This window comes from Elstera litoralis (assembly GCF_000963705.1).
GTDB classification, from domain to species: Bacteria; Pseudomonadota; Alphaproteobacteria; order Elsterales; family Elsteraceae; genus Elstera; species Elstera litoralis.
On the sequence record NZ_LAJY01000034.1, the window covers coordinates 1 to 5,698 of the forward strand.

Here is a 5,698-nt window from a genome sequence, read left to right on the forward strand (position 1 = left end):
CCGGCACCGCGCCGACGCCGGAGGCGGTAGGGAGAGTGAGCCCCTCTTCCGCCGCCGCCGTCACAATTGCCCGCGCCAGCGGATGTTCCGACTGGGTTTCGACCGCCGCCGCCGCCGCAAGAAGCGCCGCCCGGTCGACCCCCGGCGCAACCCGCAGATCGGTGAGAACGGGCTTGCCTTCAGTCAAGGTCCCGGTCTTATCGAAGGCGACCAGTTTGACCTCGGTCAGTTGCTGCAACGCCTCGCCGCGCCGCACCAGCAGCCCGAGTTGTGCGCCGCGCCCGATGCCGACCATGATCGCGGCAGGCGTGGCGAGGCCCAAGGCGCAGGGGCAGGCGACGATCAGCACCGCCACGGCATTCACCAGCGCTGGGCTGAGCCCGAAACCGAGGCCAGCGTCCCCGCGAAGGTCAGCGCCGCAATCGCCAGAATCGCCGGAACGAACCAGCCGGAAATCCGGTCCGCCAGCGCTTGAATCGGCAGTTTTCCGCCCTGAGCCGCCTCGACCGAGCGGACGATCTGCGCCAGCACAGTATCCGCCCCCACGGCCACCGCCTCCAGCAGCAGCGCGCCGGTTTGATTGATGGTACCGCCGATGATTTTATCGCCGGGGTGTTTGGCGACGGGCAGCGGCTCGCCCGTGAGCATCGCCGCGTCGATCAAGCTCGCGCCCTCGCGCACAATGCCATCGACCGGCACGCGCTCGCCGGGGCGCAGCTCGATCATCGCACCGGGGCGGATCTCGGCGAGCGGTTGCTCGATGACGCCCAGATCGGTACGCACCCGCGCGGTTTTGGGGGTTAGGCCGATGAGCTTGCTGATCGCGTCGGACGCCCGGCCCTTCGCCCGCGCCTCCAAGGACCGCCCCATCAGAACCAGCGTGAGAATCGTCGCCGCCGCCTCGAAATAGAGGTTTGCCGCCGCGTCCGGCACAAGCTGCGGCGCGAGGGCGACCAAGACCGAAAAGCCGAAAGCCGCGAGCGTGCCGACCGTAATCAGCGCATTCATATCCGGCGCAAAATGGCGCAGCGTGGTGAAACCCATCCGGTAGACCCGCGCGCCCGGCCCGAGCATCACCAGCAGCGTCAAACCGCCCTGGATTGCCGCGTTCAAACCGAGCCCGAGCGTCGCCATCAGCCAATGATGGAAACTCGGCACCAGATGCGCGCCCATGCCCAGCACGATCACAGGCAGCGCCAGCAGCGCGGCCCGGATCGCATCCCGGCGCAGCACATCGGCTTCGGCCCGGCGTTTCACGCTGGGGTCTTGCAGCGCGGCGCGGGCCGCGATGGGTTTCGCCGTAAAGCCTGCGGCGTCCACGGCCTCCAGCAGCGCTTCCGGCACAACCGCGCGCGTCATCCGCACCTCCGCCCGTTCGGTGGCGAGGTTGACCGAGGCATCCTGCACGCCGGGCACCGCTTTCAGCGCCCGCTCCACCCGGCTCACGCAGGAGGCGCAGGTCATGCCGGTAATCGCCAAGGTGAGGGGATCTGCCATCGCCCGATCCTTTTCTGAAATCATCCTGGGTCCGAGCATCGGGCTTCCCATCATGGAAGGTCAAGAACAAAATAGCGCTTGACCTTCCCATCGGGGGAAGGTGCAGCTTACCCCCATTACCGCTTGAGGAGGATCCGATGGATCTGGTTCTGAAAGATATGACCTGCGGCGGCTGCGCCAAAGCAGTAACGCGGATTGTAACGCGGATCGACCCCAGCGCCGTGGTCGAAATTGATCTTCCGACACAGAAGGTCGCCATTACCAGCCAGCACCCGGAAGCCGACCTGCGTCTGGCCCTCAGCCGGGGCGGCTTTCCCCCCGCTTAACTCTTATCTTTGGAGCTTCACATGAAGAAACCCGCCCTCGTCCTGGGGTTGGGGCTGGCGCTGGCCGTGCCCCTGCTCGCGAATGTTCTGCTGGCCCAGCAGGCCGCCAATCCCAAGGCAAGCGCCGTGATTCAGGCCTTCACTGAGGTGAATATGAAGATGCACACGGCCATGAGCCTTCCGCTAAGCGGCGATGCCGACGTGGATTTCGTGCGCGGCATGATCCCGCACCATGAGGGCGCGGTCGCGATGGCGAAAATCGTCCTAGAACACGGGCAAGATGCCGAAATCCGCAAGCTTGCCCAAGGCGTGATCGTGGCCCAGGAAGCCGAGATCACGCAAATGCAGGCCTGGCTGAAGCGTAAAGGGCTTTAGCCCATCGTCTCCAGGGCTTTTTGGAAGCGCCCGGCGTGGGATTTTTCGGCTTTGGCGAGGGTTTCGAACCAAACGGCAATTTCCTCGAAGCCCTCGTCCCGCGCCATTTTCGCCATTGCCGGGTACATTTCGGTATATTCGTAAGTCTCGCCCGCAATGGCGGCGCGCAAATTATCGCCGGTCGGGCCAATCGGCAGGCCGGTAGTCGGGTCGCCGACCGCTTCAAGAAACTCTAAATGCCCGTGCGCGTGCCCGGTTTCGCCCTCGGCTGTGGAGCGGAAGACAGCAGCGACATCGTTATAACCTTCGATATCGGCTTTCTGCGCGAAATAGAGATAACGGCGGTTGGCCTGGCTCTCCGACGCGAAAGCCGCTTTCAAATTGGCTTCGGTCTTCGTGCCGCGCAAGCTGGACATGGGCGTTTCCCAAACTGAGAGTGACTATGGGCCAAATGTATACCGCAAGCGCGCGGGTTTCGCGCCTGCGAAATAACAGCGTGGCAGATGTGGTTTGGGTCTAGGCGCGTTTCAAGCGGATGATGATATCCACCCGCTCGACCTGCGTGCCTTCGGGGGCCATCGGCAGGCCGGGCAGAACATCGTTCAGCGCGTCGGAATGGGCACCGTGAATATCCATCAGCCGCGCATCATCTTCGAAGAAGAAGTGGAAATGCTCGCTGGTATTGGTATCGAAATAGCAGCGCCCGGCTTCCACCACCACTTCGCGCAGCAGGCCCGCTTCGGTGAATTGGTGCAGGGTATTATAAACCGTCGCCACCGAAACGCGCACGCCAGCGGTCAAAGCTTCGCCGTGAAGCTGTTCCGCCGTAACGTGCCGATCCTCGCCCTTGAACAGCAGCCCGCCGAGCGCCAGCCGCTGCCGCGTGGGGCGCAAGCCGACGTGCCGCAGCCGTTCGATCAGCGCAACTTCCATCGGATTGGCGGGCACAACCTCGTCCAGCGCAGCGGCATCATCGCTAACGGCGGCAGGAAAAGGGGCGTGAGGGGCAAGGTCTTGGGTCATGATGATCTACTATAGCGCCTTCCGAGCAGTTTGCAATCATTCTAATCTACATGGCCCGCGCATTCTGTCGCAGCGCTTGGCAGCAGAGGATATATCTATTATTCTCGAAATATCGAAAAAATATCCTCGGATGCCCAAACATGACCGCCCCCCACGTCACGATCTACCATAATCCCCAGTGTGAAACCTCGCGCAATACCTTGGGGCTGATCCGCAACGCCGGGATTGAGCCGACTGTGATCGAGTATCTCAAAACCCCGCCGAGCCGGGCAAAAATCCTGGCGTTGGTGGCGAAGATGGACGTGCCGCTGCGCGATCTCCTGCGCGAAAAAGGCACCCCCTATGCCGAGCTTGGCCTTAGCGATCCCGATCTGGCGGACGACGCGCTGCTCGATGCCATCGACGCGCACCCGATCCTGCTCAACCGCCCCATCGTGGTGACGGAAAAAAGGCGCTAAACTCTGCCGCCCGTCGGAAGCGGTGCTGGACCTGCTGCCCACGCCGCAGCAGGGCGCGTTTAGCAAGGAAGATGGGGAAGCGGTGATCGACGCCAAAGGCAATCGGGTAAAATGAGCCGCCCCCTGCTGCCCGCCCTCTTCGGCGAGGCCCTCGGCACGGCGCTATTGCTGGCCGCCGTCGTCGGCTCCGGGATTATGGCCGAGCGGCTTGCGGACGGAAACGCCGCCGTAGCGCTGCTGGCCAATGCGGTTGCCACCGGAGCGGCCTTAGTGGTGCTGATCGAAGTTTTCGGCCCGATCTCCGGCGCGCAGTTCAACCCTGCCGTAACCCTGGCGTTGGCGGTGCGCAAGCATCTGCCCTGGTCGCGCGTTTTGCCCTATGTGAGCCTGCAAATTTTAGGCGCGATTGCGGGGGTTTGGCTCGCCCACGCCATGTTCGATATGCCGATCTGGCAAACCTCGACCAAACTGCGGACCGGGCCGGGACAATGGCTGTCGGAGGTCGTCGCCACCGCCACGCTGCTCACCGTGATCTTCGCCGCCCTGCGCACGCAGACGCAAACGCGGCTGCCCTATAGCGTCGCGCTGACGGTGGTGGCCGCCTATTGGTTCACCGCCAGCACGAGCTTCGCCAACCCCGCCGTAACCCTGGCCCGCGCGCTCACCGAGAGTTTCGCCGGGATTCGCCCGCTGGACGCCCCCGGCTTCATTCTGGCCCAGCTTGTCGGCGTCGGCATTGCCGTGGGGCTAGACCGCTGGTTAAACCGCGTTACGCCCGCGCCTCTTCCCGAATAAGCGCCAGCGCATCGAGAAACTGCCCCGCCGCCGCCGACCAAGAGTAGCGTAATGCGTGCTCGCGGCAGGCGGCGCGGTCGACCTTGAGAGCCGCGAGCGCCGCTTCCCGCAAATCTTCGCTGAGGGCACCGACCGGCTGGGCGGCTTCGCTCAGAATATCGCGCGGCCCCGTGACCGGATAGGCGGCCACCGGCACGCCGCAGGCCAGCGCTTCCAATACCACCAGCCCAAAAGTATCGGTGCGGCTCGGAAACACGAACACATCGGCGGCGGAATAGGCGCGCGCCAGATCCTCGCCGTGCTTTGCGCCAATGAAATGCGCTTTGGGATATTGGCGCTGCAACTCTTCCCGCTGCGGCCCATCGCCGACGATCAGCTTCGAGCCGGGCAGATCGAGCGCCAGGAACGCGCCGATATTCTTTTCCACCGCAACGCGCCCAACATAGGCGAAAACCGGCTTCGGCAGGTCGAGCGGCAGCGGTTCGCGCGGGCGGAACAGCTCTAAGTCGGCCCCGCGCGAGAAGCGCACGATATTGCGGAAACCGCGCTGATCGAGTTCGGCTTCCAGGCTCGGCGTCGCCACCATGATACGATCGGCGGCATTGTGGAAGCGGCGCAGGAAAGCATAGCTCCAGGCCGCCGGAATGCCGGTGCGCGCGTGCAGATATTCGGGGAATTTCGTATGGAAGCTGGTCGTGAACGGCCAGCGGCGCTTCACGGCCAACTTCTTGCCCGCCATGCCCAGCGGCCCTTCGGTCGGCAGATGCAGGGCATCCGGCGCGAAAGCGTCCAAGGCCGCAATCAGGCGTTTCATCGGAAACAGCGCAAGGCGGATTTCGGGATAGGTTGGGCAGGGAATCGTACGGAAGCGATCCGGGCCGATCACCTCCACCACATGCCCTTGGCCTTCCAACTCGCGGCGCACCGTATCGAGCGTCCGCACAACCCCGTTGACCTGGGGGAACCAGGCGTCGGTTACAATCGCAATGCGCATAGGTTATCGGGCCAATATGTTAGCGGTGGAAGCGACGGGTTGGCGCGCAGGGTGCCAACCGAAGAGCTGACGGATTTCGGCCCAGTGCAGGATTTCTAGGCGACCGTCGAAATGCTCCACGAGGGCCGTGCAGCTTTCCACCCAATCGCCATCGTTACAGTAGAGAACGCCTTGAATATCGCGCATTTCGGCGTGATGGATATGACCGCAAACGATGCCATCGAAATTAC

General features: G+C 63.7%; 9 protein-coding genes and 1 pseudogene. 4 read left to right on the plus strand and 6 right to left on the minus strand.

The window, feature by feature from the left end; genetic code table 11:
• Window positions 1-355 (minus strand): HAD family hydrolase (locus VZ95_RS21390; RefSeq protein WP_156994958.1); only part of this gene is annotated, 355 nt, incomplete at its 3' end.
• A 5-nt stretch (window positions 356-360) separates the two neighbouring features.
• Entirely contained in the window at window positions 361-1,497 is a 1,137-nt protein-coding gene (locus tag VZ95_RS02165; protein WP_198148036.1) for a heavy metal translocating P-type ATPase, read from the minus strand.
• A gap of 137 nt (window positions 1,498-1,634) precedes the next feature.
• On the opposite strand from VZ95_RS02165, the gene VZ95_RS02170 reads away from it, so the two are divergent.
• Both VZ95_RS02170 and copM read left to right on the plus strand, forming a co-directional pair.
• A complete protein-coding gene (locus VZ95_RS02170) occupies window positions 1,635-1,823 on the plus strand; it encodes a heavy-metal-associated domain-containing protein (protein WP_045774420.1) in 189 nt (62 codons plus the stop codon).
• A 21-nt stretch (window positions 1,824-1,844) separates the two neighbouring features.
• A complete protein-coding gene (gene copM, locus VZ95_RS02175; RefSeq protein ID WP_084627527.1) occupies window positions 1,845-2,198 on the plus strand; it encodes a CopM family metallochaperone in 354 nt (117 codons plus the stop codon).
• Here the strand turns inward: copM and VZ95_RS02180 are convergent.
• Together VZ95_RS02180 and irrA are read right to left on the minus strand one after the other, a co-directional pair.
• On the minus strand, window positions 2,195-2,614 hold the full coding sequence (locus tag VZ95_RS02180; protein ID WP_045774421.1) for a rubrerythrin family protein: 420 nt from the start codon (window positions 2,612-2,614) through the stop codon (window positions 2,195-2,197). The genes copM and VZ95_RS02180 overlap by 4 nt on opposite strands.
• Before the next feature lie 100 nt (window positions 2,615-2,714).
• On the minus strand, window positions 2,715-3,131 hold the full coding sequence (gene irrA / locus VZ95_RS02185; protein WP_045774426.1) for an iron response transcriptional regulator IrrA: 417 nt from the start codon (window positions 3,129-3,131) through the stop codon (window positions 2,715-2,717).
• Between the two features lie 230 nt (window positions 3,132-3,361).
• On the opposite strand from irrA, the gene arsC reads away from it, so the two are divergent.
• Both arsC and VZ95_RS02195 read left to right on the plus strand, forming a co-directional pair.
• Window positions 3,362-3,679, plus strand: a complete 318-nt coding sequence (gene arsC, locus VZ95_RS02190) for an arsenate reductase (glutaredoxin) (RefSeq protein WP_456297668.1) — start codon at window positions 3,362-3,364, stop codon at window positions 3,677-3,679.
• Window positions 3,680-3,790: 111 nt separating this feature from the next.
• The gene (locus tag VZ95_RS02195) at window positions 3,791-4,474 is read left to right on the plus strand and encodes an aquaporin (RefSeq protein ID WP_045774422.1); all 684 of its coding nucleotides are present in this window, start codon (window positions 3,791-3,793) and stop codon (window positions 4,472-4,474) included.
• Here the strand turns inward: VZ95_RS02195 and VZ95_RS02200 are convergent.
• Window positions 4,449-5,468, minus strand: coding sequence for a glycosyltransferase family 4 protein (locus VZ95_RS02200; protein WP_045774423.1), 1,020 nt, complete (start codon window positions 5,466-5,468; stop codon window positions 4,449-4,451). The two genes, VZ95_RS02195 and VZ95_RS02200, sit on opposite strands and share 26 nt — an antisense overlap.
• A 3-nt stretch (window positions 5,469-5,471) precedes the next feature.
• Window positions 5,472-5,698 (minus strand): annotated as a pseudogene (locus tag VZ95_RS02205) (UDP-2,3-diacylglucosamine diphosphatase); the annotation flags it as partial.